General features: G+C 62.0%; 23 protein-coding genes and 1 tRNA gene. 17 read left to right on the top strand and 7 right to left on the bottom strand.

The genetic code is table 11. The features are described 5' to 3' along the window. Nucleotides 1-5: 5 nt before the first annotated feature. Nucleotides 6-1049 (bottom strand): DUF475 domain-containing protein, encoded by a 1044-nt coding sequence (locus tag ACHZCU_RS06495; RefSeq protein WP_106307833.1) that lies wholly within the window; start codon nucleotides 1047-1049, stop codon nucleotides 6-8. A 500-nt stretch (nucleotides 1050-1549) separates the two neighbouring features. Here ACHZCU_RS06495 and ACHZCU_RS06490 point away from each other — a divergent pair. Next, a tRNA-Gly gene (locus tag ACHZCU_RS06490) sits at nucleotides 1550-1623 on the top strand. A 173-nt stretch (nucleotides 1624-1796) separates the two neighbouring features. On the opposite strand, the gene ACHZCU_RS06485 is transcribed toward ACHZCU_RS06490, so the two are convergent. The 5 genes from ACHZCU_RS06485 to ACHZCU_RS06465 form a co-directional block, all read right to left on the bottom strand. Further along, on the bottom strand, nucleotides 1797-3314 hold the full coding sequence (locus ACHZCU_RS06485; RefSeq protein WP_319518120.1) for a tripartite tricarboxylate transporter permease: 1518 nt from the start codon (nucleotides 3312-3314) through the stop codon (nucleotides 1797-1799). Continuing rightward, nucleotides 3311-3889: a tripartite tricarboxylate transporter TctB family protein gene (locus ACHZCU_RS06480; RefSeq protein WP_319518119.1), complete on the bottom strand. Its 579-nt coding sequence runs from the start codon at nucleotides 3887-3889 to the stop codon at nucleotides 3311-3313. The genes ACHZCU_RS06485 and ACHZCU_RS06480 overlap by 4 nt, the downstream gene beginning before the upstream one ends. 142 nt (nucleotides 3890-4031) lie before the next feature. Next, nucleotides 4032-5024, bottom strand: a complete 993-nt coding sequence (locus ACHZCU_RS06475) for a tripartite tricarboxylate transporter substrate binding protein (protein WP_319518118.1) — start codon at nucleotides 5022-5024, stop codon at nucleotides 4032-4034. 26 nt (nucleotides 5025-5050) lie between these two features. Then, nucleotides 5051-5875: a shikimate dehydrogenase gene (locus ACHZCU_RS06470; protein ID WP_319518117.1), complete on the bottom strand. Its 825-nt coding sequence runs from the start codon at nucleotides 5873-5875 to the stop codon at nucleotides 5051-5053. Then, nucleotides 5865-7595: an FAD-dependent oxidoreductase gene (locus ACHZCU_RS06465; protein ID WP_319518116.1), complete on the bottom strand. Its 1731-nt coding sequence runs from the start codon at nucleotides 7593-7595 to the stop codon at nucleotides 5865-5867. The genes ACHZCU_RS06470 and ACHZCU_RS06465 overlap by 11 nt, the downstream gene beginning before the upstream one ends. A 176-nt stretch (nucleotides 7596-7771) precedes the next feature. Here ACHZCU_RS06465 and ACHZCU_RS06460 point away from each other — a divergent pair, with 176 nt between their 5' ends. From ACHZCU_RS06460 to ACHZCU_RS06445, 4 genes are read left to right on the top strand one after another with little or no spacing between them, the layout of a single operon-like run. Further along, entirely contained in the window at nucleotides 7772-8611 is an 840-nt protein-coding gene (locus ACHZCU_RS06460; protein ID WP_319518115.1) for an IclR family transcriptional regulator, read from the top strand. Continuing rightward, on the top strand, nucleotides 8608-10413 hold the full coding sequence (locus ACHZCU_RS06455) for an FAD-dependent oxidoreductase (RefSeq protein ID WP_319518114.1): 1806 nt from the start codon (nucleotides 8608-8610) through the stop codon (nucleotides 10411-10413). Before ACHZCU_RS06460 ends, ACHZCU_RS06455 begins: the two co-directional genes overlap by 4 nt. Further along, the gene (locus ACHZCU_RS06450) at nucleotides 10400-11017 is read left to right on the top strand and encodes an NIPSNAP family protein (RefSeq protein ID WP_181190782.1); all 618 of its coding nucleotides are present in this window, start codon (nucleotides 10400-10402) and stop codon (nucleotides 11015-11017) included. Before ACHZCU_RS06455 ends, ACHZCU_RS06450 begins: the two co-directional genes overlap by 14 nt. 7 nt (nucleotides 11018-11024) lie before the next feature. After that, on the top strand, nucleotides 11025-11849 hold the full coding sequence (locus ACHZCU_RS06445; RefSeq protein WP_319518113.1) for a sugar phosphate isomerase/epimerase: 825 nt from the start codon (nucleotides 11025-11027) through the stop codon (nucleotides 11847-11849). A gap of 99 nt (nucleotides 11850-11948) precedes the next feature. Here the strand turns inward: ACHZCU_RS06445 and ACHZCU_RS06440 are convergent, their stop codons facing one another. Further along, a complete protein-coding gene (locus ACHZCU_RS06440) occupies nucleotides 11949-12668 on the bottom strand; it encodes a GntR family transcriptional regulator (RefSeq protein ID WP_106307809.1) in 720 nt (239 codons plus the stop codon). Nucleotides 12669-12995: 327 nt separating this feature from the next. On the opposite strand from ACHZCU_RS06440, the gene ACHZCU_RS06435 reads away from it, so the two are divergent. The 12 genes from ACHZCU_RS06435 to ACHZCU_RS06380 all read left to right on the top strand — a co-directional run bounded on the left by ACHZCU_RS06435 (nucleotide 12996) and on the right by ACHZCU_RS06380 (nucleotide 25594). Then, nucleotides 12996-14240, top strand: coding sequence for an ABC transporter substrate-binding protein (locus ACHZCU_RS06435; protein WP_106307806.1), 1245 nt, complete (start codon nucleotides 12996-12998; stop codon nucleotides 14238-14240). Nucleotides 14241-14322: 82 nt separating this feature from the next. Next, nucleotides 14323-15261 carry a sugar ABC transporter permease gene (locus ACHZCU_RS06430; protein ID WP_319518112.1) on the top strand — a complete coding sequence of 313 codons (939 nt, stop codon included), beginning with the start codon at nucleotides 14323-14325 and terminating at the stop codon, nucleotides 15259-15261. An 11-nt stretch (nucleotides 15262-15272) separates the two neighbouring features. Then, nucleotides 15273-16103 carry a carbohydrate ABC transporter permease gene (locus ACHZCU_RS06425; RefSeq protein WP_319518111.1) on the top strand — a complete coding sequence of 277 codons (831 nt, stop codon included), beginning with the start codon at nucleotides 15273-15275 and terminating at the stop codon, nucleotides 16101-16103. 40 nt (nucleotides 16104-16143) lie between these two features. After that, nucleotides 16144-17070 carry a dihydrodipicolinate synthase family protein gene (locus tag ACHZCU_RS06420; protein ID WP_319518110.1) on the top strand — a complete coding sequence of 309 codons (927 nt, stop codon included), beginning with the start codon at nucleotides 16144-16146 and terminating at the stop codon, nucleotides 17068-17070. Nucleotides 17071-17121: 51 nt separating this feature from the next. Continuing rightward, entirely contained in the window at nucleotides 17122-18456 is a 1335-nt protein-coding gene (locus ACHZCU_RS06415) for a mandelate racemase/muconate lactonizing enzyme family protein (protein WP_319518109.1), read from the top strand. Between the two features lie 161 nt (nucleotides 18457-18617). Continuing rightward, a complete protein-coding gene (locus ACHZCU_RS06410; RefSeq protein ID WP_319518108.1) occupies nucleotides 18618-19679 on the top strand; it encodes a sn-glycerol-3-phosphate ABC transporter ATP-binding protein UgpC in 1062 nt (353 codons plus the stop codon). Beyond that, on the top strand, nucleotides 19676-20650 hold the full coding sequence (locus ACHZCU_RS06405) for a 2-dehydro-3-deoxygalactonokinase (protein WP_319518107.1): 975 nt from the start codon (nucleotides 19676-19678) through the stop codon (nucleotides 20648-20650). The genes ACHZCU_RS06410 and ACHZCU_RS06405 overlap by 4 nt, the downstream gene beginning before the upstream one ends. A 45-nt stretch (nucleotides 20651-20695) precedes the next feature. Continuing rightward, nucleotides 20696-21487, top strand: coding sequence for a TIM barrel protein (locus tag ACHZCU_RS06400; RefSeq protein WP_319518106.1), 792 nt, complete (start codon nucleotides 20696-20698; stop codon nucleotides 21485-21487). A gap of 242 nt (nucleotides 21488-21729) precedes the next feature. Beyond that, on the top strand, nucleotides 21730-22878 hold the full coding sequence (dgoD, locus tag ACHZCU_RS06395) for a galactonate dehydratase (protein WP_319518105.1): 1149 nt from the start codon (nucleotides 21730-21732) through the stop codon (nucleotides 22876-22878). Then, a complete protein-coding gene (locus ACHZCU_RS06390) occupies nucleotides 22872-23522 on the top strand; it encodes a 2-dehydro-3-deoxy-6-phosphogalactonate aldolase (protein ID WP_319518104.1) in 651 nt (216 codons plus the stop codon). The genes dgoD and ACHZCU_RS06390 overlap by 7 nt, the downstream gene beginning before the upstream one ends. Before the next feature lie 132 nt (nucleotides 23523-23654). Further along, the gene (locus ACHZCU_RS06385) at nucleotides 23655-24593 is read left to right on the top strand and encodes a 2-hydroxyacid dehydrogenase (RefSeq protein WP_319518103.1); all 939 of its coding nucleotides are present in this window, start codon (nucleotides 23655-23657) and stop codon (nucleotides 24591-24593) included. A 188-nt stretch (nucleotides 24594-24781) separates the two neighbouring features. Further along, the gene (locus ACHZCU_RS06380; RefSeq protein WP_319518102.1) at nucleotides 24782-25594 is read left to right on the top strand and encodes an IclR family transcriptional regulator; all 813 of its coding nucleotides are present in this window, start codon (nucleotides 24782-24784) and stop codon (nucleotides 25592-25594) included. The last annotated feature ends 5 nt before the right edge of the window (nucleotides 25595-25599 follow it).

The raw sequence follows: 25599 nt of genomic DNA, 5'->3' as shown, positions 1-25599 counted from the left end.
GTGATCTACAGGGCTTCCTTCAGCTGCTTGCGCCAGCGCAGCGATGACCAGAGCGACAGTCCGATCAGGCCTGCGCCGACAAGGCCGGTTACCGCTTCGGGAATATGAACAAGCGTCTGGGTGAACATGATCACCGCCAGCACCAGGATCGCATAGAAGGCGCCGTGTTCGAGAAAGCGGAAATGGGAGAGCGTCTGGCGATCAACGAGCAGGATTGTGAGCGAGCGCACATACATGGCGCCGATCCCGAGCCCGATGGCAATCACCAGCAGGTTCTTGGTGAGCGCGAAAGCGCCGACCACGCCGTCGAAGGAGAAGCTGGCATCGAGGACCTCCAGATAGATGAAGGCGCCGAGCCCGCCCTGGGCGGCCGTCTTTGCTGCCTTTGCCTGACTGGCGTCGAGAAATCCGCTCAGGATTTCGACGGCCAGAAAGGTGATCAGGCCGTAAAGAGCCGGGTAGAGAAAATCTTCGGACCGCTCTTCCGCCACAAGCCCGGAGAAAATCAGAATGACGATAAGCGCAATTCCGATTTCAATGCCCTTGATCGAGGCGGAGCGGGCCATAGGTTCTTCCAGCCATGGCAGCCAGTGCACGTCCTTGTCGCAATCGAAGAAATAGGTCAGCCCGACCATCAGCAGGAAGGTGCCGCCAAAGGCGGCAATCGAAAGATGGGCGTTGTGCATGATCGCGGCGTAGGCGCGCGGCTCGGCAAAGGCGAGGTGCACTGCGGCGAAAGGGCCGATTTTTGCCGCGAGCGCGACGATGACCAGCGGAAACAGCAGCCGCATGCCGAAGACGGCAATCAGAATGCCCCAGGTCAGGAAGCGCCGCTGCCATGCATGGCTCATGGCCTTGAGCTTGTTGGCGTTGACGACGGCATTGTCGAAGGACAGCGAGATTTCAAGGACAGCCAGCACGGCCGTAATGAACAGGAAGGTGAGGGCGCCGCTGAACCCGAAGCTGAAATAACCATAGATGCTGCTGGCCAGCAGGCCGGCGACGGTGATGATGAAGGCCCATTTGAAATAGGAAAGGGTGGACGTCATGGCCGCGCCTCCGGTCTCTTAGAGGCGTGGCAACGGGTAAAAGCGCATACGTTGAACGCATGCGTCACGGGTAACGGGATTTGAAGCATGATAAACATGTCCGCCGGCTATTTTGCGGGCGGTACCGACATCACGAGAGCGCCGTCAAACTCTCGCCAGAGGGGCCCGGCACCGGGTTTGCCGTCTGCATTCCGTCAGCGTCCCCTGAAAAGAACAGGTCTCAATCCCCGTGGGAGGCGTCTCCGGCCGGCCATTTTTGGCGGGCCGGTCAAGAATGCGATCAACAGATACAGAGATAGCGAACCGGCGCAAGGCGTCAACCCCTGCGGTCAAGGCACAGGTAAAAGCTGCCGCCGATTTCAGCGCACGAGCGCCGCAAAACGAATGATCGCCCGGTTCCCGCGACTGTCCTTTGCACAACGTCCCGTCGTCGCCGGTTTTTCAGCTTGCCGGAAAGCCGGCGGTGGTGGTAATGAACGGCGGCGGGCCGTTTCGGTTCTGCGGGTATGATGTAATGGTAGCCTGTCAGCTTCCCAAGCTGAACGCACGGGTTCGATTCCCGTTACCCGCTCCAGTGATTTTAGATAGTTATTCCAGAAGCGTTTCACTCGTTACACTCGGTCGATTTTGGCAGCCGGATGCTAACTCTCGCTTCCGCGATTCTTCTGGACACTACCAGCTTGTCGCCGTGAGCGTATCGTTCTGTCATTTTCACAGTCGTATGCGTCGCCAATATCTTGGCGCCTTCTAGAGTTGACCTGTAGTCCGTTTCACAGCCCGGGGTTTCAGCAGCTTGAAAAGCGGGGTCTGGGACAGAATGATCACGATGCAGACCAGCAGCAGCGACAGCGACAGCGGACTGGTCAAGATGCCTGTGAAGAAGGCGCCGAGGTCTTCGCGTTCAGAGATGATCGCACGGCGCCAGTTGTCGTCCAAGAGGCGCGACAGGATCACGCCCAGGATCACTGGCCCCAGCGGATAGCCGTAATGCCGCATGAAATAGCCGAAGACTCCGAAACCCAGCATCCAGTAGACATCGGTGACCGAGTTGTTGACCGCATAGGCGCCGACCACCGACAGCAGCATGATGAGCGGGATCAGCACCGCGCGCGGCATCTCGACGATCTTGGTGAAGAGCTTGATCCCCGTCAGGCCGCAGATCAGGATAAAGACATTGGCGGTCAGCAGCGCGCCGACGATGAACCAGAACATCTGCGGCTGATCGACCATGAGCATCGGGCCGGGGTTCAGCCCGTGGATGAAGAGCGCCCCGATCATGATCGCGGTCACCGCGTCGCCGGGGATGCCGAGCGTCATCATCGGCACGAAGGCCCCGCCCACCGCGGCATTGTTTGCCGTCTCGGGCGCCACCAGCCCTTCCATCGCTCCGGTGCCGAAGGGGCGTGTCGGATTTTTCGTCACGCGCTTGGCGTGGTCGTAGGCCATGAGCGCCGCGATGTCGCCGCCGGTGCCGGGAAGGGCGCCGATGATGACTCCGATCGAGGAGGTTTGCAGCGACAGTGGCAGGTATTTCCGCACGGTCCCCCAGGACGGTATGATGCGGTCGATCTTCTGCCGCATCACCTCGGCGTTGACATGGTGGAGTTGCAGCAGCGCTTCGGAGATGCCGAACATGCCGATCATCACAGCGATGAAGGAGATGCCGCCCTCCATGATCTGAAAATCAAAGGTGAAGCGTTCGGCAAAGGTGAGCGGGTCGCGGCCGACCGTGCCGATGGCGATGCCCAGGGCACCGGCGAAAATACCCTTGAGCAGGCTGCCTGCGGAAAGCGAGCCCACCAACAGGATGCCCAGCACTGCGAGCAGCATGTAGTCGCGCGGCTGGAAGGTCAGCGCGAACTCGGCGACGAAGGGTGCCGCCAGAGCCAGAACGGCGATCCCCACGAGCCCGCCGAAGAAGGACATGACGGTGGTGACGCCGATGGCCTCGCCGGCCTCGCCGCGCTGTGCCATGGGATAGCCGTCCATGGCCGTGGCGATGGCCGAGGGCGCGCCGGGAATGTTCAGCAGGATCGCCGTGCGCGAGCCGCCATAGACGCCGCCCATGTAGATGCCCACCATCAGCGAGATCGCCGGGTAGACATCCCAGGCAAAGGTGAAAGAGATCAGGATAGAGACCGCCATGGTGACGGACAGGCCCGGAATCGCACCGATATAAACGCCGAGGAAAGTGCCCAGTCCCACCAGAAGAAGAAGCTCCGGTTGCGTGAAGACGGTGAGAAGCGCCAGCAGGGTATCCATCATTTCGCTCCTCCGCCGGTGCTGGGGTTGTGGAAGAATTGCAGCAGTTCTGCCTCCGGCACGATGCCGGCGGGCATCAGTACGGTAAAGACGATACGGAAGACCACCCAGATCAGCAGCAGGCTGCCCAGCGAGACCGATAGGGTGAAGCCCCAGCCACGGCCGGAGAGATACTTGATCGCCACGACCAGAAAGAGCGCAGCGGTCGGCAGGAAGCCCAGCGGCACCAGCAGCAGGCCGAAACAGACCAGCAGCGCACCGAAGAGGATCACTTTGAACGGCAGGATGTCGCGCGCCAGGCTCTCCGTCGACACTTTCGGCAGCCGCGCGGTGCGCCACACGATGACAAGCGCCGAAACCGCCATTGCCGCCGTTGTCGCCATCGGGACGGCTCCCGCCGAGGACAACGCCTCGAAGCCGGCGATGCCGTACGCCTCCCAAAGCAGATAGAGGCTTGCCGCGAGCAGGAACAGGGCGAAGGCCAGCTCTCCGGGTCGGCGCTCTGCCTCATAGCCGCCGGGCGTGGCGTCGGATGTGCCGTCATGATGATCGGCGTCACCGCGATAGTCGATTTTCATGGGAATCTCCTCTGGCAGAGCCATCGCTGGCGGGCGGCTCTCCGGGCCGTCCCCGGCAGCGCCGGCCGGTACCGAACGGTGCCCACGCCGGGGCGCCGTTCGGCCTTCATATCATACCGTTTCCCGGTTGATGCGCCGCGGCTCAGGGGCGCGGAATGTCGAATTCTTCGGGCGATTTTTTCGAGAAGCCCGCGTCATGCACCAGCCAGGAGGAGGTGGACCGGTAGCTTTCGAGGAAATCCATCGCCTCGTCACCGGCGATCGACATGACGATGAAGCCGCGATCTTCCATCAGCTTGATGAAGTCGGGATTTTTGGCACCTTCGGCATAGGCGGCTTGCAGTTTGGCCACGACCTCGTCCGGCGTGCCTTCCTTGACGAAAACGCCGAAGAAGGGGCCCCAGGGCAGGTAATCGGTGAAACCGGGGATCTCCTCGGTGATCGGCACGACGCCAGGCAGCAGATCGTTGGGCTGGGTGTCGACCAGACCGATGACCTTCATGCGCCCGGCTTTCACGCCTTCGATGGCAGCCCCCAGCACCGCGGGCATCACGTCGATGGCGCCGCCCTGAAGAGCGGTTAGCGCGGGGCCGTCGCCGTCATAGGGCACGCGGGTGAATTCGACATCCTCGTGGTTGGTCAGCATGGCGAGCACGATCGAGGTTAGTCCGCCGGGACCGGTCGAACCGACGCGGACCTCGCCGGGGTTGGCCTTGGCGTATTCGACGAATTCCGTCATCGTGTTGTAGGGCGCGTCATTGTTGGCGACGAACATCGGCACGCCGCGCGCCAGCACGCTGATCGGCACCATATCGGTGTAATCGTCGGTACCGAGGCCGAGAACCTTGTACATCTGCGGGTTCTCGGCGCCCATCAGCAGCGTATAGCCGTCGGCCTTCTGCTGCTGGACGTAGCGCAGGGCGATGGCGCCCACGCCGCCGGTCTTGTTCTGCATGACGATATTGCCGCCGAGCGCCTCGGCTGCATGCGGCGTCACCGCGCGCATCACCGTGTCTGTGGAGCCGCCGGCTCCCCACTGGATGATCCCCTGGATCTCCTTCGCGGGATAATCGGCGGCGAACGCGCTGCCGCCGGTCATGGCCAGCAGAGTCAGGCCTGCAAGTAACGTTTTCATTGTTTTCCTCCCATTGATTGACGGCCCTATGCCGCCGCTTTTTCTGCCGGATCCGAGGGCAGCCCCTCTCCCAGCAGGAAATCCACCAGCCTTTCGGCTTCGGCGTTGAACATGCCCGCCCCGGTCATCGTGTTGCAGCCCCTGGCGCGTGCGGCGGCCACCATGGGCGACACTTCAGGGCGAGTGATGGCATCGGCGACGAAGGTCTCGGGTGACATCAGTGCGGGATCGGAGGGGAAGGGGTCGCCCTCGCGCATACCGCAGGGGGTGACGTTGGCCACCAGATCCATGCCCGTTGGGTTGTTGCCGCCAGCCGCGACGCGTCCGGGGAACTTCTTGTCCAGCGCCGCGACAATGCGCGACAGCCGCGTTTCGTCGAGATCGGAGATGGTCAGATGCGCGGCGCCACGATCCAGGATTTCGAAAGCCACGGCGCTGCCCGCGCCGCCGGCGCCGATCAGCAGCGCCGTCTTGCCCGCCGGCTCGAAGCCGAGTGCCTTGATCCCATCGAGGTAACCGATGCCATCGACATTGTCGCCGATGAAGCGGCCCTCTGAATCCTTGTGGATGACATTCACCGACCCGACAAAGCGGGCGCGGTCGCTGACCACGTCGCAAAAGGCGAGCGATGCCATCTTGTGCGGGATCGTGATCACCAGGCCGCGAACGTTCTGCACGTGGCGAAAGCTTTCCATGGCGGCGGACACGTGATCGGCATGGATGTGCAGCGGCGGTACGAGCGCGTTGACGCCGCGCGCGGCCAGGATTTCACTCAGGAAGCGCGGAGAGCGGACCTGCGCAATGGGGTCCCCGATCACCGGGAACAGGATGGTTTCGCCGTCAAGCTGCACGGGTCTGTCCTTTCTCTTGATGCGAACGGGCGGCGGCATGGCGTCCGGCGATGGCGCCAAAGACGAGACCGGGGCCCAATGTGATGCCGGGGCCGGGATAGGTGCCGCCCATGATGGAATGCAGGTCGTTGCCCACTGCATAGAGCCCGCCGATCACGCTGTCGTCGTCGCGTAACAGTCGGGCCTGGGTGTCGCCGCGCAAGCCTTGCGCCGTGCCGATATCGGCGGGTTGCAGGCGCACTGCGTAGAACGGCGCGGTGGCTATCCGGCCCAGCGTCGGATTCGGAGTGACCGTCGGGTCGCCGTTATTGCGCTGGTAGGGCGATCCGCCCCGGCCAAAGCTTGCATCCTCGCCCTTTTCCGCGGCCGCGTTGATATCGGCGATGCTGGCAGCGAGCGCCTGCGGATCGGTGCCGGTCCCGGCGGCCAACTCGTCCAGCGTCTGCGCTTCGATCAGATAGCCATCTGCGACATGAGGTTTCGGATTTTCCCCGCCCGGGTGGACCATGCCCAGTCCGAATTTCGCCAGCGTCGGCGCATCGGTGACGATCCAGGCGCCGGCAGTGTCGGGGCCGCCCGCCAGCATCGCCTTGCCAAAGGCATGGTACGAGAGCGTCTCGTTTACGAAGCGGCGGCCTTTGAGGTCGACACAGACGGTGCCGGGTTTCGAACGGTCGAGTACGAAATGCGGGAAGACCGCGGTGCTGCCGTCAGCGCGGCGGCGGGTAGAGCAGGGCGCCCAGAAGGCGCTCTGGTCGTTGCCCTGTCCGTAGCCGGCGCCGAGGGCGAAGGCCAGGTCATGCATGGTTCCGGTGTGGCCGGGAGCCGAAGGGCTTTCGGCGGGCAGGGTGTCGGGCAGATAGGCGGCGCGGCGGCTTTTTGAGCGTCCGAAACCGCCGGTGGCGAGGATGACGCCGCCGTCCACGGACACGGCACGTTCCTTGCTGCCCGCCCGCAGGCGCAATCCGGTCACCTGACCGCCGGCTTCGGTCAGTGCCGTCACTTCGGTGCTGCGCAGGATGTCGACGTCCAGATCCAGCGCGGAGGCCAGAAGCCTGGCCACCAGGGCGCCGCCCATGACCACCCGCGTGTGCCGACCATGCAGCGCGCGGTCGCGCATGTAGCGGGTCACGATCCTGGTCACATGCAGGAAGCTGGCCGGGGATTTGTAGCGGTTCAGCAGGTGGCCGATATCCACCCGGTCGATATTCATGCCGCCGAGCACGGTGAATTCCGGAATCGGCGGACGGATCATGTTGCGCGCGGCACCCATGGCGCGGGTGTCGAAGGGCACCGGCTCGATCGCGCGGCCATTCAGCGTGGGGTTGGGGTGATCCCATTCGTAGTCGGGGTGACGCGGATAGGGGCGGAACTGCACCTGCGTGCGCGCCTGAAGCGTGGCTATGGCCTCGGGTGCGGCGTCGAGGAAGGCCTCGCGCATGTCGCGATTGCCGAAATTGCCCACGACGCTGTCGAGGAAGGCGGAGACCTTTTCGCGGGAATTGTCGGGATTCACCGTGCGCCCGGTTTCGGTGCCCGGCGCCCAGACCGTGCCGCCGGAGAGTGCCGAGGTGCCGCCTATATAGTCTGTCCGTTCGACCAGAATGACGCGCGCCCCTTCGAGCGCGGCAAAGATCGCCGCGCTGAGGCCGGCCGCGCCCGAGCCGATAACGGCGACATCGTAACGGTCAGCGATGCTGTTGATGGAAATATCGACCATGTCGTCCTCCCTGACGCCTGGTGACCGGCCCGCCTCCTGCGAGCCTTCGAATCGCGTCTGAACCCACCATTTTCATAAAATGACATACCATTCCATTTTTTAATAGTCTTCACATTCGGATTTTTTTTCCATATTGTTGGGCAGACAACAACGAGAGGCCTGTTATGAGCAGCGCATTGGAAAAAGGACTGGGTGTTATCAGCTTTCTGGCCGAACGGCCCGAAGGGGCTTCAGTGAGCGAGATCGCCAAGGCACTGGATTTACCCCCGTCGGGCGTGCACCGCCTTTTGAAAGAGCTGGAAACGCTCGGCTACACGCGCCAGAGCCGCGAGCATGGCGATTACATGCTGACGCTGAAGCTGGCGACCAACGGGCTGGCCTTCCTCGCCCGCACCGGCATTCCTGACCTGAGTCAGCCGATTCTCGACCGGCTGGCGCAGTCGACGAAAGAGCTCATCCGGATGGCCTTGTTCGACGGCGAGGAACTCGTCTGGGTCGGTGTCTCGCAGGGCGCGACTTCGGGGCTGCGCTATGATCCCGACGCGGAGCACGGGCAAATCGTGCACCTTGCCTCCGCCTCCGGCGGGCAGGCCTGGCTGTCGGGGTTGAGCGATGACGAGGCCGTCGCCTCGGTGATGCGGCAGGGGCTCGAAAGACCCGGCGGTTCCGGTGTTTCGGCGCCCAAGGGTGTGGCCGAGCTGTTGCAGATCGTGCAGACCGCGCGGGCACAGGGCTACGCGCAGAACACCTCCAGCTTCATGCTCGGGATGGCGGCCATCGCCGTGCTGATTCGCCATCCCGATACCGACGAGCCGATTGGCACCGTATCGATTGCCGGCCCATCGGCCCGGGCGACACCCGATCTGTTGCACTCGTTCCTTCCGGAGCTGCGGCAGGCTTCGAAGGATCTGGCGGAGGCCAGCCTGGCGGGACGCAGCTTTACCCGTTGGTACGACGAAACCATGGGCCGCCGGCTGACGCAGTCCCGGACGGGAGAAAGGCGCGAGCGGTCGTGACGCAAGAGGGGAGGAGCATCGATGCGCGTCCCGAGTCGGGAGCGAGCTACGATCTGCTGGTTGTCGGATCGGGTGCCGGTGGGCTTGCCACGGCGGTGACCGCCGCCGATCTGGGCCTGTCCGTCGCCGTGCTGGAGAAGGCGCCGGTGCTGGGCGGGACCTCAGCCTGGTCGGGCGGCTGGCTATGGGTGCCGCGCAATCCTCTGGCGGTCGAAGCCGGGATCGACGAACCGCCCGAAGCGCCGCTGAATTATCTTGCCGGGATCATGGGCAACCGCGTGGGCGATCCGCGGATAAAGACCTATCTCGACACCGGCCCCGAGATGGTGCGGTTTTTCCGCGACCGCTCCGCCGTGGACTGGATCGACGGCAACAAGGTTCCCGATTTTATCGAAAGGCCGGGCGCCGCTGCCGGTGGCCGCTCGGTCTGTGCCGCGCCATTCGACGGGCGGCGGCTCGGGCCCTGGATTGCCAAGCTGAGGCCGCCGCTTGATGTGATCTCGCTGGCTGGCATGGGCATCGCTTCGGGCAAGGACATGGCGCATTTCTTCAAGGCGACGCGCAGCCCGGCCTCGGCGCTTTACGTGGCGCGGCGGCTGGCGAAACACGGGATCGACCTGGTGCGGCATGGGCGCGCCATGCAACTGGTCAACGGCAATGCGTTGGTGGCGGGGCTTATGCGGTCCTGTCTGGATCGGGGGGCGGAGCTTTTCACCGATGCCGGCGTCACGGCGCTGCTGCATGACGAGGGACAGGTTACCGGCGTGACCCTGGCAGATGGCACCCGGCTGCACGCGCGGCGCGGTGTTGTCCTGGCCACCGGCGGCTTTCCCCATGATCCGGAGACACAGGCACGGCTGTTCGGATCCGATACCGGTCCGGCCCATTACTCGGCTGCGACGGAGGACAACACCGGCGACGGGATTCGCCTTGGCATCAAGGTCGGCGGCCACCTGCGCGAGGACCTGGCCAATGCGGGTGCCTGGGCGCCGGTCTCGCTGGTTCCCGACGGCAAAGGGGGCTTTGCCCATTTCCCCCACCTGATCGACCGCGCTAAGCCGGGCATCATAGCGGTGCGCGGCCGGGGTGAGCGCTTTGCCAACGAAGCCGACAGCTATCACGCTTTCATGCGCGCGCTGTTCGATGCCACCCCGGCCGGTGAGGCGCCCGAATGCTGGCTGATCGCCGATCATCCGGCGCAGCGTCGCTGGGGACTGGGCTGGGCGCGACCCTCGCCTTTCCCGCTGGCTCCCTTCCGGCGCTGCGGCTACCTGCGGTCGGGCCGCACGCTGAAAGATCTGGCACGGCGCTGCAATCTCGACCCGCAGGTGCTGGAGACGACGGTCGCGCGCTTCAACACCCAGGCCATGGCTGGCGAGGATCTCGACTTCGCCCGCGGTGCATCGATCTACAACCGTGTGCAGGGCGACCCGGATAGCCGACCCAACCCCTCACTGGGGGCGCTGCGGCGCGGCCCCTTTCATGCGGTGCGCATCGTGCCCGGCAGCCTCGGCACTTTCGCGGGCCTCGATGCCGACGATCGCGCGCGGGTGCTTGACGCTGGTGGCGCGCCGATCCCGGGGCTGTTCGCCGCCGGCAACGACCTCAGCTCGATCTTCGCCGGGCAGTATCCCAGCGGGGGCATCACGCTGGGGCCGGCCATGACCTTTGGCTACATCGCCGCCCATGTGGCGGCGGGCCTCTGGGACCCCGGCCAGGGGGGCGACACCGTTTCCGAAATGCAAGATCCGCCGGCCCGAGTGGCCGGAAACACTGAAGGAGCTACCCATGCCGCTTTTTGACATCGTCACCCTGAAGACCGCGCTTTTCGTCACACCCAAGGTGGCACCCGCGCTCCAGGAGTGGCTGGCCGCCTCGGAGGCCAAGGGCACCCTGATGGGCGCCTGGGCTCCGGATATCGGCAGCCTCAACGACATCATCCTGCTGCGTCAGTTCGAAAGCGCCGAGGACCTGATTGCCGAACGCACCCGCACCCACTTATCGGAGAACCCGTTCGGCTGCATGGAGCATCTGCGCGGCTGGACCTCCGACAGCTACATCCCGCTGGATTTCACACTGCCGGTCACGCCGGGCGAATACGGCAAGGTCTACGAGATCCGCAGCTATCAGCCCAAACTGAACGGCATGGGACCGACCATCGACAAATGGCGCGAGGCCGTGCCGGTGCGGGCCGGGTACTCACCGCTTTCCATCGCCATGTATTCCCTCGACGGCCCGACCCGGTTCACCCAGATCTGGCCTTATGAGAGTGCCAACCACCGCGCCGAGACCCGCGCCAAGACGGTTGCGGATGGCATCTGGCCGCCGAAGGGCGGGCCCGACTGGCTGACGCCCGAGATGACCTCGACCCTGGCCATGCCGTTGCCCTTCTCTCCGCTGAAATGAGGCGGACATGGGATATCGTTATTCACTGGCCTTTCTGACCGTTGCCGAACTCCCGCCGCCCGAGGCGGTGCGCGTGGCAGCGGAAGCCGGCTTTGACTTCGTCGGCCTGCGGCTTCTGCCCGCAGGTGCCGACGGGCCGTATCCGATCATGACGGACAGAGCGCTTCTGGAGGAAACCCGCCGGGCGGTGCTCGAAACCGGCATACGGGTGGCCGATGTCGAGATCATCAGGATCACGCCCGATTTTCGGCCGAAAGAGACCCTGGCCTTTCTGGAGCGAGGAGCCGAATTGGGCGCCCGCAACATCCTGACCGCGGGCTACGACCCGGACATGTCGCGCATGACCGACAGCTACGGCGCCTTTTGCGAACTGGCCCATCAGTATGGGATGACGGCGGATCTGGAGTTCATGCCGTGGACCGATATCCCCGATGTTGCCGCGGCGGCGGCGCAGGTGCAGGCCGTGAACCATCCCGCAGCAGGCGTCTTGATCGATGCTCTGCATGTGCAGCGCTCCGCTACCACTTTCGAGGAAATCGCGGCGCTTGACCCCGCGTGGGTCCATTATGCGCAGCTGTGCGATGCCCCTGCGCAATATGATCCTTCGCCCGAAGCCCTCATCGCGACGGCGCGGGGAAATCGCCTGATGCCCGGTGACGGAGATTTTGATTTCAACTGTCTCCTTCGCGCACTCCCCAAAGACATCGTCCTCAGTGTCGAGGTGGCTCAGCCACACCGGACGGACGAAACTCCGGCGTTGCAAAGAGCGATCGAAGCGATGAACAAGACGCGCGCGGTCATCTCCCGCGCAAGGGGAGGGACGTGCCCCTAGGTGTTCGGTCCCGGCATTTGCAAAATCTGGACTTCTGAACCCCAACGGTTCAAACTTAATCCGGTCCACCAAATGCCGGGACCGAACAACAGCGGAATCTCACTTTCTTTGGCGGTCTTTCTGAAGCTTTTCGAAAGCAGAAAGCACGTCATGAAGCGTTGCCTTGACATGTTGTTCCGCGACCCGACGCGCTGTGGAGGCATCCCGTTTGTGGAAGGCGTCAATCATCATGTGGTGTTCGGAGGTGACACGCTCGGCGAAGTCGGCACTGCGTCCGCTTTGGTTCATCAAGCCGAGACTCAGCCAATAATAGCGGCGCAAGAGTTGGGCGGCTTCGATATTGCCCCCGTAGGAATTGATCAGGTTGTGAAACCGAGTATTGGCGTCATCCATCGCTTGCCAGTCCCGCCCATTCGCCGCCCGATCATGATCAACCTGAATGGATTCAAGAGTCCGAATTGCTGAGAGCGAGGCCTCTTCGGCGAATTGCGCTGCGAGGAACCCTTCCAATGCCTGACCGATCTCATGTGCATAGATCAGGCGATTTCGATCAATCGCCGAAACCCGGGCACCCTGGTTAGGAACGATCCGTACCAGGCCTTCTCCCTCCAACTGCTGCAAGGCTTCCCGCACGGGCTGTACGCTGACGCCGTACTGCTCTGCGAGAGCCGCCATTGGGAGGCGGCTGTCTTGCGGGAGCTCCCCTGCGATAATTGCCGCTCTCAGCTGCTTCGTAACACGCATATAGCTTGTTTCGACCGTTTCGCTATCGTCCGAAAAGCCGAGTTCTGGGCTGTTGGTTAAGCGCGAATTTCTCATTTCATCCACCCTGGCAAAATTCTGCGACCGGCCGATCGGCGCAGCGCGTGCAGGCTCTCCAATCGGATGCTTTTATCGCATTTGATGGGACAATGCCCGAATTGCATCCCTTACGCCAAGTTTGGTCATCGGCTCAAGGGTGATTGCATACGATATTTATTTATTTGATACGATATTGACATGTTTGATACGATAGTACACGATCCATCACGAAATCGACGGAAGTAAAAGCGTGGTTCTGATCGCTTGCTTATCGGTTTCGCGTTTTTGAGGAGCGGGTTGTTGGCGTCGTCAGACGCGGCCCCGAAAAGAATCAGGGAGGAATGAATGCTGAAAAAGCTCTTGCTTTCAGCTGTCTTCGGACTCGGTGTTGCAGCCGCTCCGGGATTGGCGAGCGCGCAGGTCAATCTTACCTTCGCATCCTGGCAGTTTCAGGAGCCAGGGAATGCGGACTGGTGGAATGCGGTGATTGACGCATTCGAGGAGGAAAACCCGGATATCTCCATCGAGGAAATCTATATTCCCTTCGCCGATTACCTGCCGCAGATGACGATCCGCTTTGCATCCGGTCGTGCGCCTGCCGTCATGCAGCTCAATGAGCAGCTGTTCGGCTCGTTTGCCGCTCAGGGCTGGCTGGCGCCGCTCGATGACCGGATTGAAGGCACGGATATCGCCACCGACTGGGCCGCGCCGCAAAAGGCGTTGACATGGGACGGTGCAACCCGCGGCGTTCTCCTGTCCAACAACGCCTACCAGTTCTTCTATAACAAGGACATGCTGGCCGAGGCGGGCCTGCCGGTTCCCGACAGCTGGGAAAGCTTCAAGGAAACCGCAGCGGAAATGACGGATCGCGACGCCGGTATTTTCGGGCTGTCGGCTGTGACCACCGAGCACCCGACGGCTGTGGAAGACGTGCATCGCTATGCCATCTGGGCCGGTGCGAACCTCATCGAGGACGGCCAGTACAACCTGACCTCACCCGAGGTCATCGATGCGATGAATGCCTATCGCGAAACGGTCGGGCAGAACGCCCCTCTTGGCAACAATTCGTCAGTTGCGCGTCAACTGTTCATCGATGGCAAGACCTCAATGCTGATCGACGGGCCCTGGGTCTGGTCCTGGCTCGAACGGGCCACGCCGGAAATGCGTCCGAAGCTTGTCATGGGACGGCTACCCTTTGATCCGCAACTGGCCCCCGGCGGCCTGATCATGAACATTTCCGAGGGTCTTGATGAAGAGGTCGAGGATGCGGCCTGGAAATTCATTACCTTTGCCAATTCGGAGGAATGGCAGCGCGCGTATCTGCTCACCACCGGTCAGCCGCCCGGCCGCGCCGCAAATGTTCTGACACCGGAAGACGAGGAGGCCCATCCCAATCTTGCCATCGCCAGCGCATCGGCTCTGGACGCCGTGCCGCTGTTTCCCAAGGAACAGCCGATCCAGGCGAATTTCACCGAGTATTCCTCGATCCTGATGGAAGCAGCGCTGCGCCTGCTGTCCACCAATGATCCGACCGAGGAAATCATGGCGGACGCTCAAGGCCAGCTCGAACGGGCGATCCCGCTCGACTGAACCTGATCTCCCGCAGGCCGCCGCACTCTCTCTCCCGCTGTGGCCTGCGGGCTGAAATCCAACCTCAATTCGGGAAAAGCCCATGTCCATGTCTTCGGATGCCGAGCACGGTAGCCAGGCCGGAACGCGCTTGAACTTCTATCGCCGGCAGCAAATTTTATCCTATTCCCTTATCCTGCCAGCAGCACTCGGCGTGCTGACGCTCATTCTCTATCCGCTTTATCAGGTCGTCGACATCTCGCTGCGCGAGGGCCGCGTGATGAATTTCGCGCGCATTCACGATCTGCCTCTGGGGTTCGGAAATTACGTCAGAGTACTGTCGGATCCTCAGTTCTGGAACAGCGTCTTCGTCTCGGTGGTTTATGTCGGTGGCAGTATCGCGATCGCCTATGCCATCGGGCTTGGGATCGCGCTTCTTCTGAACGAACGCCTGCCGGGCAACCGGATCCTGCGCACCATCGTGCTCATCCCCTGGGCAGTGCCCGGTATCGTGCTCGGCATCATGTTCCTCTGGATCCTCGATTCCTCCTATGGCGTCTTCAACGCCATGCTGCGTGACCTTGGCATCCTGTCAGCCGATTTCCCGTGGTTCGTCGACAGGCGCACCGCGCTGATATCGGTGATGGTGCCGACCATCTGGAAATCCTATCCGATGATCACGCTCACCGTTCTTGCCGCGCTGCAGTCGATCCCGCGCGAACTCTACGAGGCCGCGAATGTCGATGGCGCCACGCATATCCAGAAGTTCCGCTTCATCACATGGGCGGGGATTCGCGGTCCGTCGATGTTGGTGCTGATGATCAGCGCGCTCGGCATCTTCCGCGATGTCGATATCGTCTTCGGCACCACCGGCGGTGGACCGGCGCATGCGACGGAAACCATGTCGCTCTACGTCTACCGTGAGGCTTTCAACTATTTCCGCATGGGCACCGCCACAGCAGTCGGCACGGTGATGATCATCGTCGCGCTGATGATCGGCGCCATCTTCACCATCTTCGCACAGCGCTCGAAGTTCAAATAGGAGATGCCGTGATGACATTGAGACGTTTCATCAGCTGGGCGATTCTCGTCCTCGTCGCGATCGTGACGCTGTTTCCATTCTACTGGATGGTGATGACGGCGATCATGCCGACCGACGCCATCCTGTCGCGCAACCCGTCCCTTTTGCCGGATTTCTCGCGGGTCAGTTTTTCCGCTTTCGCGGAAGTCTTCCGTGCCCGGCCGTTTCTCAGCTGGACGATCAACAGCCTGATCATATCGATCGGAAGTTCGGCCATCAGCCTGGTGCTTGCGACGCTTGCCGGCTATTCGCTGTCACGATTTACCAGCCGTCCGCAGCAGGCGCTCGGTGCCAGCCTTCTGATCAGCAAGCTCATTCCGGCGACGCTGATCCTCATTCCGCTGTTCATCATCTACAACAATATCGGGCTGTTCGACACCTATATCGGCCTGATCCTCGCCAACATGACGGTGGGCATTCCGCTCGCCACCTGGCTGATGAAGGGATTTTTCGACCGCATTCCTCGAGAGCTGGAACAGGCTGCAATGATCGATGGCGCCAGCCAGCTGCAGGCGCTGAGGATTGTCATCCTGCCGCTGACCAAGCCGGGGCTCGCGGCTTCGGGCGTCTATCTGATCCTCACCAGCTGGTCGGAGTTCATCTTCGCCCGCACGCTGATCTCCTCGCCCGAAAAACAGGTGCTGACCGTCGGAATGCAGTCCTTCGTCGGCGAACAGTCGGTGGACTGGCAATTGCTGATGGCGGCGGGAACGCTCTCCGTCGTGCCGGCGATCATTCTGTTCATTCTGCTCGAGCCTTTCCTGGTCAGCGGCATGACCAAGGGGGCGCTGTCGGCCTCGTAAGGGGCCGGACCGCAAACAACGAAACCAAAGAGACATCAAGATGGATCGCAATACGTTCCGGGGCATCTTCGTCATTGTCACGACGCCCTTTACCGAAGACCTCGCCATCGACGAGGATGGCCTGCGCAGCACGCTCCGATTCTGCCTCGACAGCGGCGTCCACGGCGTTGTGTCCACCGCCAATGCCAGCGAGGTCGGTTATCTTTCCGACGCCGAGCGCCGGCGTGTTGCGGAAATCGTCGTCGAAGAGGCGAAAGGCCGGGCCCAGACCGTCGTCGGCGTTTCCGCCAATCACTGGCGCATGTCTGCCGGTTTTGCAGACCATGCCGGCGCGATCGGCGCCGACGCGATCATGGCCATGCCGCCGACCTTCCATCCGGCAAACCGGGCGGAGATCAAGGCGCACTACCAGGCGATCAGCGCGGCGAGTGACCTTCCTTTGATACTTCAGAATGCGATTGGCCTGGGCGCTACGGTGATGAGCGCCGAGCTTCTCGTCGAACTCGTCAATGAACTGCCGAACGCCCGTTTCATCAAGGAGGAGACGGCCTATCCGGCACAAATGACCGGCGAGGTAAAGGCGCTCGCGGGCGACCGGCTGATCGGCGTCATGGGCGGACGTGCCGGCAAGACGCTGATGGAGGAATTGCCGCACGGCATCTGCGGCACCATGCCGGCCTGCGAATTTGCCGATGTGCATGTGGCGCTGTGGACCGCGATCGAGGCCGGTGACATGGCGCTTGCCCGGACGATCTTCCGCTGCCTGCTGCCACTCCTCGACTACGAGGCGACCTACGGCATTCCGCTCTGCAAGGAGGTCGAAAAGGCGCGCGGCATCATTGCCGGCGCCCACTGGCGTCAGACCGGCTACCGGGCGCTCGACGATCATGCCCGCGCCGAAATGCTGACGCTGCTCGACGGCGCCGTCGAATACATGAATCCGAAATATCCGCATCGCCCGGCCTGAGCCCGGCGATGCGACGACAATACAAATCCCCGAACATTCAAGAGGTCAGACATGTCTGCAAACACGAGGGAAAACGAAGAAATCGGCCGCGTCGAGGACGCCGTGAACACCCATTCACGGCCCACCGACATCAGGATCACCGACATGCGGCTGGCGGTGGTCGCATCGAACTACGATTATCCAATCCTGCGCATCGACACCAATCAGGGCGTTTATGGCATTGGCGAGGTTCGCGATGCCGGCCATGTCGAGAATGCGTTGCAGTTCAAGAGCATGCTGATCGGCCAGAACCCCTGCAACGTCGACATGCTGTTCAACGTGATGAAGAAATTCGGCAGCTGGGGCCGTGAGGGCGGCGGCGTCTCCGGCATCGAGATCGCGCTCTGGGATCTGATCGGCAAGATCTATGGCGTGCCGTGCTACCAGTTTCTCGGCGGCAAATACCGGGACCGCGTGCGTCTCTACGGCGACACGCCGACGCCGGACAATCCGAGCGTCGAGGACTTCGTCAAGGCCGTCGAAGGCCGCCGCGACATGGGCCTCACCTTCATCAAGTTCGACCTGCGCCCGAGCCTGTTCGAGCGCGATGAGAAGATCCTGATCGGCCATGATGCGCCCTATGACTACGACTTCTGGCCAGCCAGTATCTTCAAGGCACCGGGCGCGGGCCGCGGCGTCAAACTGACGGAAAAGAGCATCCAGAACGCCGTCGAAGTCGTCGCCGCCGTTCGCAAGGCCGTCGGGCCCGACATCCAGCTCTGTGTCGACCATTTCGGCCAGGGCTATATGATGACCGATGAGGCGATCCGCTTCGGCAAGGCGCTTGAGCCCTATGACCTCGTCTGGATCGAGGATCCGGTTCCCTTCTTCGACATGGCCGCCCACAAGCGCGTCGCCGACGCGCTTTTGACCCCGATTGCCGCCGGCGAGGAACTGTTTTTGCGCGCCGGCTTCAAGGAAGCGATCGAAATGCGCGCCTTCGACATCATTCATCCCGACCTCCTCACCTCCGGCGGTATGCTGGAGACCAAGCGCATTGCCGACGACGCCGAGGAAGCGGGTATTCCGACAGCACTGCATTTCGCCGGCTCGCCAATCGCCTTCATGGCGAACGTTCATTGCGCGACGGCGATCTCAAGTTTCCTCGCGCTCGAGCATCACGGGCTGGACCTGCCATTCTGGAAATCGCTCGTGACCGGCCTCGACGACAACTACATGGATGGCGGTTACGTGAAGGTTCCTGAAAAGCCGGGCCTCGGTGTCGACCTGAACTACGAGGCGATCGAGGAAAATCTCAGGACGCCCGGTACCGCGTTTTTGCCGACAGATCAGTGGAACACGCCGAAGCTCGCCTTCTGGCGGCCGGATGATCGCTGGCCGGAATAGGTCCGGGAAAAGGGGCAGCGGAGCGTGAGGAGCGTCTCTCCGCTGCCCGTCGGAAGATTAATTCAGGAGCAGTTCCGGTAGAACCGATTTCACCGGTGCGTTGAAGGACAATGAGCGCCTGGCGGTTTTGACGCCGCTCCGCTTACGGGAGGTCAAAAATCATGGCTTCAATCACGATCGACAAGGTTCGCAAGTCATACGGTGCCCATGAGGTTCTGCATGGCGTGTCCATTGATATAAGGGATGGCGAGTTCGTCACGCTGGTCGGCCCGTCCGGTTGCGGGAAATCGACGCTTTTGCGCATGATCGCAGGGCTCGAACCGATTACCGGCGGCAAGCTCTCATCCGACGGCAGGGTCTTGAACGACCTAGCGCCCAAGGAACGCGACATCGCAATGGTGTTCCAGAACTACGCGCTTTATCCCCACATGACGGTGGCCCAGAACATGGGGTTCTCGCTGCGCCTGCGCAAAGCCGGGAAAGCCGAGTTCGACGAGAAGGTCAACCGCGCCGCCGACATTCTGGGGCTGAACGATCTTCTGGAACGTTATCCCGGACAGCTATCGGGCGGCCAGCGTCAGCGGGTTGCCATGGGGCGTGCGATCGTCCGCGACCCTTCAGTCTTCCTGTTCGACGAACCGCTGTCGAACCTTGATGCGAAACTCCGCGTGCAGATGCGCATCGAGATCAAGGCGCTGCATGAGCGGCTGAAGACCACAACGATCTACGTCACCCATGATCAGGTAGAAGCGATGACCATGGCTGACAAGATCGTCGTCATGCGTGACGGCGTGATCGAACAGATGGGTTCGCCGCTCGATCTTTATGACGATCCCGATAATCGTTTCGTCGCCGGCTTCCTTGGATCGCCATCGATGAATTTTCTAGAAGCGCGATCGGTCGATCCAGCGACGGGCCGGATTACAATAAATGATGAGCTGAGCTTTCCGGCAGGCATGCCGGGAACACATGCCGGGCCGGTGACAGTTGGCATCAGGCCGGAGCAGGTGCGTATCGAAGCAGACGGCCTGCCTGCGAAGGTCGAAGCCCTGGAGCCTATGGGGGCAGATACCCACCTGGTCGTTTCGGTCGAGGGGCAGAGCCTGGCGATCGTGCTTCACGAGCGCATCAAGGCCGCGATCGGCGAGGAAATCCGGATCCGCTTGCCGGAGGATCGGCTTTACTTCTTCGAACCGGCGAACGGGGAGCGTATTCGATCATGACCGGCGACGCGAAAGGGGGGCAGGCGTCGCTGATCGCGCTCGACTGGGGCACGTCGGCCCTTCGTGCCTATCTCATGGATTGTGACGGCGCGGTTCTGGATGCGCGGTCAAACAATTGCGGCATTCAGAACCTGCCGCAGCCGGGCGAAGTCGGGTTCGAGAAAGCCTTTTCCGATATCCGCGCAGGCTGGCCGGAGGGTCTCCCGGTGATCGCCGGCGGCATGGTCGGCAGCGCCCAGGGCTGGAAGGAGGCGCCATATATTCTCTGCCCGGCCGATTTTACCCAACTGGCGGATGCTTCGGTCCGCGTCACGACCGCGATCGGAGAGGATGTCGTGATCGCGCCCGGCATGATCTGCCGCCCCGGCCACGGTCAGCCGGATGTCATGCGGGGCGAGGAAATCCAGATCGCAGGCGCTCTTGCGCAAAACCCCAAGCTTGGCGTCAACGCCGAGTTTCTTCTGCCGGGCACACACTCAAAATGGGTTCGCGTCTCCCGGGGCAGGGTCGTCGACTTCACCACCTATATGACCGGTGAGCTGTTTTCGGTGCTTGCGCGCCATTCGATACTGGGGCGTCTGATGTCTGAAACGCCTGCGGAAAGAAACGCTACGGCTGCGGCATTCGTAGAGGGCGTGGCGGCCTCGGCGGCAGAACCGGACCGTCTTCAGCATCTCCTGTTCGGGGTGCGAACGCGCGGGCTGACCGGCGATTTGGCCGGGAATGTCCTCAGCGAATACCTTTCCGGATTGCTGATCGGCAACGAGATGGCGGCGGGTCTGGGGCGGCGGACAGATCCGGACGCTCCGTTGATATTGATTGGTGAGCAGGCTCTTTGCGACCGTTATCAGAAAGCCTTGCGGGTTCTTGGTGGTCCGCCTGCCGAATATATCGACGACGCATCCCCCTCCGGGCTCTATCTGGTTGCCAGAAAGGCAGGGCTTCTCAAAGCCGCTTCACTATCCGGCTGAATGCCATACAGATAGCAGCCCGCGCCACACCAGATGAGGACCGTCATGTCGAAACCTGAATTTTCCGCCTGTCTCGAATGGCTTTTTGCCGAGCCCTCCGATGTGTTTGTCGACCGTATCACCCGCGCGGCACAAGCGGGCTTCGATGCTTTCGAGTTCTGGCTGTGGTCGAACAAGGATATCGACGCCATCTCTCGTGTGGCGGAGGAACACGGCATTGCGGTGGCCGGTTGCGTGGTCGAACCGCTGATCGCGCTGACGGATCCGGCAAACCACGCGAAATGGCTGGCGGGTCTTGAGCAATCCATGGCGGTTGCCGAACGGCTGGGAGCGCCGGTCCTCATTGCCCAGGCCGGCGATGTGATGCCGGGAACCGACCGGCGGTCGCAAGCAGAGGCGCTTGTCCGTGCGTTGCGGCAGGCCGCCGACATTCTCGCCGGGACCGGTGTGCGCCTTGGTCTTGAGCCACTCAATACCCGTGTCGATCACCCGGGCTATTTCCTCGATTCGACGTCCGAGGCGTTTGAGGTCATTGAAAGGGTCGGGCGGGCAGAGGTCGGTGTCGTCTATGATCTCTATCACTCCGCCGTCATGGATGAGCCATTCGAGGAAACGCTTTCGGGCCATGTCGACAAGATCGTCCACGTCCATGTTGCAGACCATCCCGGAAGGCATGAACCGGGCAGCGGCTCGGTCGACCTGGTCCGGCGGCTCCGCTGGCTGCGCGACAATCATTATGCAGGACGCATCGGTTTCGAGTTCAGACCCACGACGACAGATCGCGGATCTCTGGCCGGTATGCGCGCGGATTTCGCAACGCGCCTTGCCGCATGCTGACCCTGAATTCCGGGGACACGATACCGTCAATCTTGTGCGGGCGATTGGCCCTGACACAAAATTCATCTGCAATCTATTGACGAATATCTCATTATATGAGATATAAAATCATTATTTGACATAATTTCTGTCTAAGCCTAAAACACCACCTGCGACCTGATGGTTTGCGGGTGCAAAGACATATGTCCTTGGCATCCTGCACGCCGGTCAGGCCGGCATCGTGCGAATAAAAGGACGTGGACATGAAGATCACCGCACTCAAAACCTGGCAGGTGCCCCCGCGCTGGATGTTTCTCAAGATCGAGACGGACGAAGGCATAGCCGGATGGGGCGAACCTGTCATCGAAGGCCGTGCCGCCACCGTGGAGGCCGCCGTCGAGGAGCTCGCCGATTATGTGATCGGCAAGGACCCGCGCAATATTCAGGATATCTGGCAGATGCTTTACCGCGGTGGTTTCTACCGCGGCGGGCCGATCCTGATGAGCGCGATCGCCGGTATCGATCAGGCGCTCTGGGACATCAAGGGCAAGGCGCTTGGCGTGCCGGTGCACCAGCTGCTCGGCGGTGCGGTGCGTGACAGGATGCGCATGTATTGCTGGATCGGCGGTGATCGTCCCGGCGATATCGGCCGTCAGGCGAAGGACGTCGTCGCCAAGGGGTTCACTGCCTTCAAGATGAACGGCACCCCGGAAATGCAGATCGTTGACAGCCACCGCAAGGTGGATGAAGCGGTGGCTCGTGCCGCCGAGGCGCGCGAAGCCGTTGGTCCCGATGTCGGCATCGCGATTGATTTCCACGGCCGCGTCCATCGCCCGATGGCTAAGACGCTGCTGCGCGAACTGGAGCCGATCCAGCCGCTGTTTGTCGAAGAGCCGGTGCTTACCGAGCAGCTCCATTGCCTGCCGCAGATCGCCTCCGGACTTTCCTACCCGATCGCCACCGGCGAACGCATGTTCACCCGCTATGATTTCCGCGCCGTCATGGAAGCTCGCATGGTCGATATCGTCCAGCCTGACCTCTGCCATTGCGGCGGCATCACCGAGGGTATGAAGATCGCGACGCTGGCGGAAACCTATGATGTCGCGCTTGCGCCGCATTGCCCGCTCGGCCCGATCGCGCTTGCCGCCTCGCTGCAGCTCGACTTCATTTCCCACAATGCCTTCATCCAGGAACAGTCGATGGGCATTCATTACAACAAGGGCAATGACGTCCTCGATTATGTGACAGACCCGACGCCGCTGAAGATCGAGAACGGTTATCTGCCCGTTCTCGACCAGCCCGGCCTCGGCGTCAGCATCGACGAGGAGAAGATTATCGAACGTTCGCAGGAAGGACACCGCTGGCGCAATCCGATCTGGCGGCATGAAGACGGGAGCATCGCAGAATGGTAGAAGGTCTTGATATTCTGGACGACGCATTTGCGGCCATGCCGCTTGTCGCCATCCTGCGCGGTGTTACCGTCGATGAGGTCGATGCGGTGGCTGATGCGGTCATTGACGCAGGCTTCCGCTTTATCGAAGTGCCGCTGAATTCGCCCGATCCCTTCACGTCGATCGCCAGGCTTGCGGCCAGATTGCCCGACAATGTCCTTGTCGGGGCGGGAACCGTCTTGACGACCGACGATGTCGACCGGCTTCACGATGCCGGCGGCACGCTGATGGTGTCGCCGAATGTCGATCCTGCCGTTATCGGCAAAGCCGTTTCCTACGGCATGGCGACCATGCCCGGCGCGCTGACGCCGACGGAATGCTTTCAGGCGCTGAAGGCCGGCGCCAGCGCGGTGAAGATCTTCCCCGCCGGGCGCATGGGGCCTGGGTACCTGCCGGACATCAAGGCTGTCCTTCCGAAGGGAACGCGACTTCTGCCCGTCGGCGGCGTCGATGTCACCAATATGGCGGCCTTCATGGAGAAGGGCGCTGCCGGCTTCGGCTTCGGCTCGACGCTCTATAAATCCGGAAAATCCGTTGAGGAAATCGCCGTGTCCGCCAGAGCGCTGGTGGCCGAATATCGCCGGATCACCGGTACATCCGGCTAAGTTCGGCGCATCAAAGCGAGCGCTTCTGCAATGCTACGGCTGGCGAAGCGCTCCCCATCATCATCGCTGGGGACGGGCCGGGAGATATCAGCCGACCCCGCCGGCGAAGCTTTGCCCAATAAGGAAATCAGAATGCCTATCGATGTGCTTTCCGTCGCGCCGCTGCCGCCCGGGCTCGACCGCCAGATGGAGGAAACCTACGCCTATCACCGCTACGACGACGTCGTGGCGCGCGGTGACTTCGAGGCGCTTGTTCCCCGTATCCGTGCGCTTGCCGCCAATGGCGAATCGACCGTCACCGCCGACTTCATTGCTCAATTTCCCAATCTCGAAATCCTGTCGGTTTTCGGCGTTGGCTATGACGGCGTCGATGCCGCCGCCGCCCACAGGCAGGGCGTTATCGTCACCCACACGCCCGGCGTTCTGACGGATGACGTTTCCGATCATGCCATCGGCCTGATGCTTTCAGTCGCCCGCCGTACACCGGTTGCCGATCGTTTTGTTCGCGAAGGCAAATGGGTCGATGGCGGCTTTCCGTTTACGAAAAAGGTCAGCGGATCACGCCTCGGCATTGTCGGCCTCGGACGGATCGGTACGACTATTGCCAGACGCGCAGAAGCGTTTTCCATGGATATCGCCTATACCGATCGCGCGCCGATCGACGGCGTGTCCTATCGTTTTCATCAGACGCCGGAAGAACTGGCGGCCAATGTCGACTTTCTCGTTGCCACCACCTATGGCGGCCCGTCGACCCGTGGTCTCATCAGCGCAAAGGTCCTTTCGGCCCTTGGTCCCGAGGGCTATCTGATCAACGTTGCGCGCGGAACGGTTGTTGACGAGGCCGCGCTGATCGCAGCCCTTCAGAACGGAACGATCGCGGGCGCGGCGCTTGACGTCTTCGAGAACGAGCCGCATGTGCCGGACGCGCTGAAGGCGCTCGATAACGTTGTGCTGACGCCGCATATGGCAAGCGCCACCAACGAAACGCGCAAGGCGATGTCGGATCTCTTCGCCGAAAACCTGGCGGCCCATTTTGCCGGCCGGCCGATTCCGGCCAAAGTGCCGCAATAACCGGGTATCTGCCGCCTCCGAAACCGGTTTTTCAGACCAGATTGCCTGAATTATTCCTTCGCGCCGGCAGGCGCGAAGGGGGTGGTTTTCTCTTTCCTTTTGCTGTAATGTCTCATATAGTGAACAATAAATAATTTATTTGACACACTTATTGCGTAGCAGTAGGACAGAGGCAAAGGTACAAACCAATGACGCCAACCGAAGACAAAAACCCTATAGATGGCCCGAAAAGCGCCCCCGCCGGCACGCAGACGCTGAGCCGCGGCCTCGCCATTCTCGAATGCGTGGCGGACGGGATCTCCGACGTGAAGGGGATTTCCGCGGCGATCGGGAAGCCCCGCAGCACAGTTCATCGCATACTCGGCAATCTGGTTGCCGAGGGCTATCTTCATCATGTGCCCTATAGCGGCTACCTGATCGGGCCCAAGCTCATCCGGCTTGGCATGGCGGGGCTGGAACAGCGCCCGCTGGTCGCACTGGCAAAGCCGCATCTTGAGGCGCTGGCCCGCAAGACCAGTGATACTGTCCATCTTGCCGAACTCGATGGGGCAACGCTGTTTTATCTCGCCAAGATCCCCGGTCGCCGCGGCCTCGAAATGCGCTCGCGCATCGGCAAGCGCATGCCCGCCGCATCGACCGGCGTCGGCAAGGGGCTGATGCTCGGCCTGCCGAAATCGACCTGGAAGGGCCTTTACGAACAGGCTTGCGCCTTCAGCGCCCAGAGCGAGGAGCGGCCACAGCTGGCGCCGTGGAGCGAATTCGAACAGGGCATGGACGCCTATGTCGCGGAGGGCTTCTCACTCGATTTCGAGGAAAACGAACTGGGCATCCGTTGTGTCGGAGCACCGGTTTTTGATGTCCGTGGCGAGGCCGTGGCCGGTATCAGTATCGCCAGTGCGGTGCCGTACATGCCGGAAGAACGCATGCGTTCACTCGGGCCGTCGGTCAGAGCCACGGCAGATGCGATTTCCGCCGAACTCGGCTGGAAACCAAAGGAGTAACAGGA

Source organism: uncultured Martelella sp., from assembly GCF_963677965.2.
GTDB classification, from domain to species: domain Bacteria; phylum Pseudomonadota; class Alphaproteobacteria; order Rhizobiales; family Rhizobiaceae; genus Martelella; species Martelella mangrovi.
This window is presented reverse-complemented; position numbering and strand designations above follow the sequence as displayed.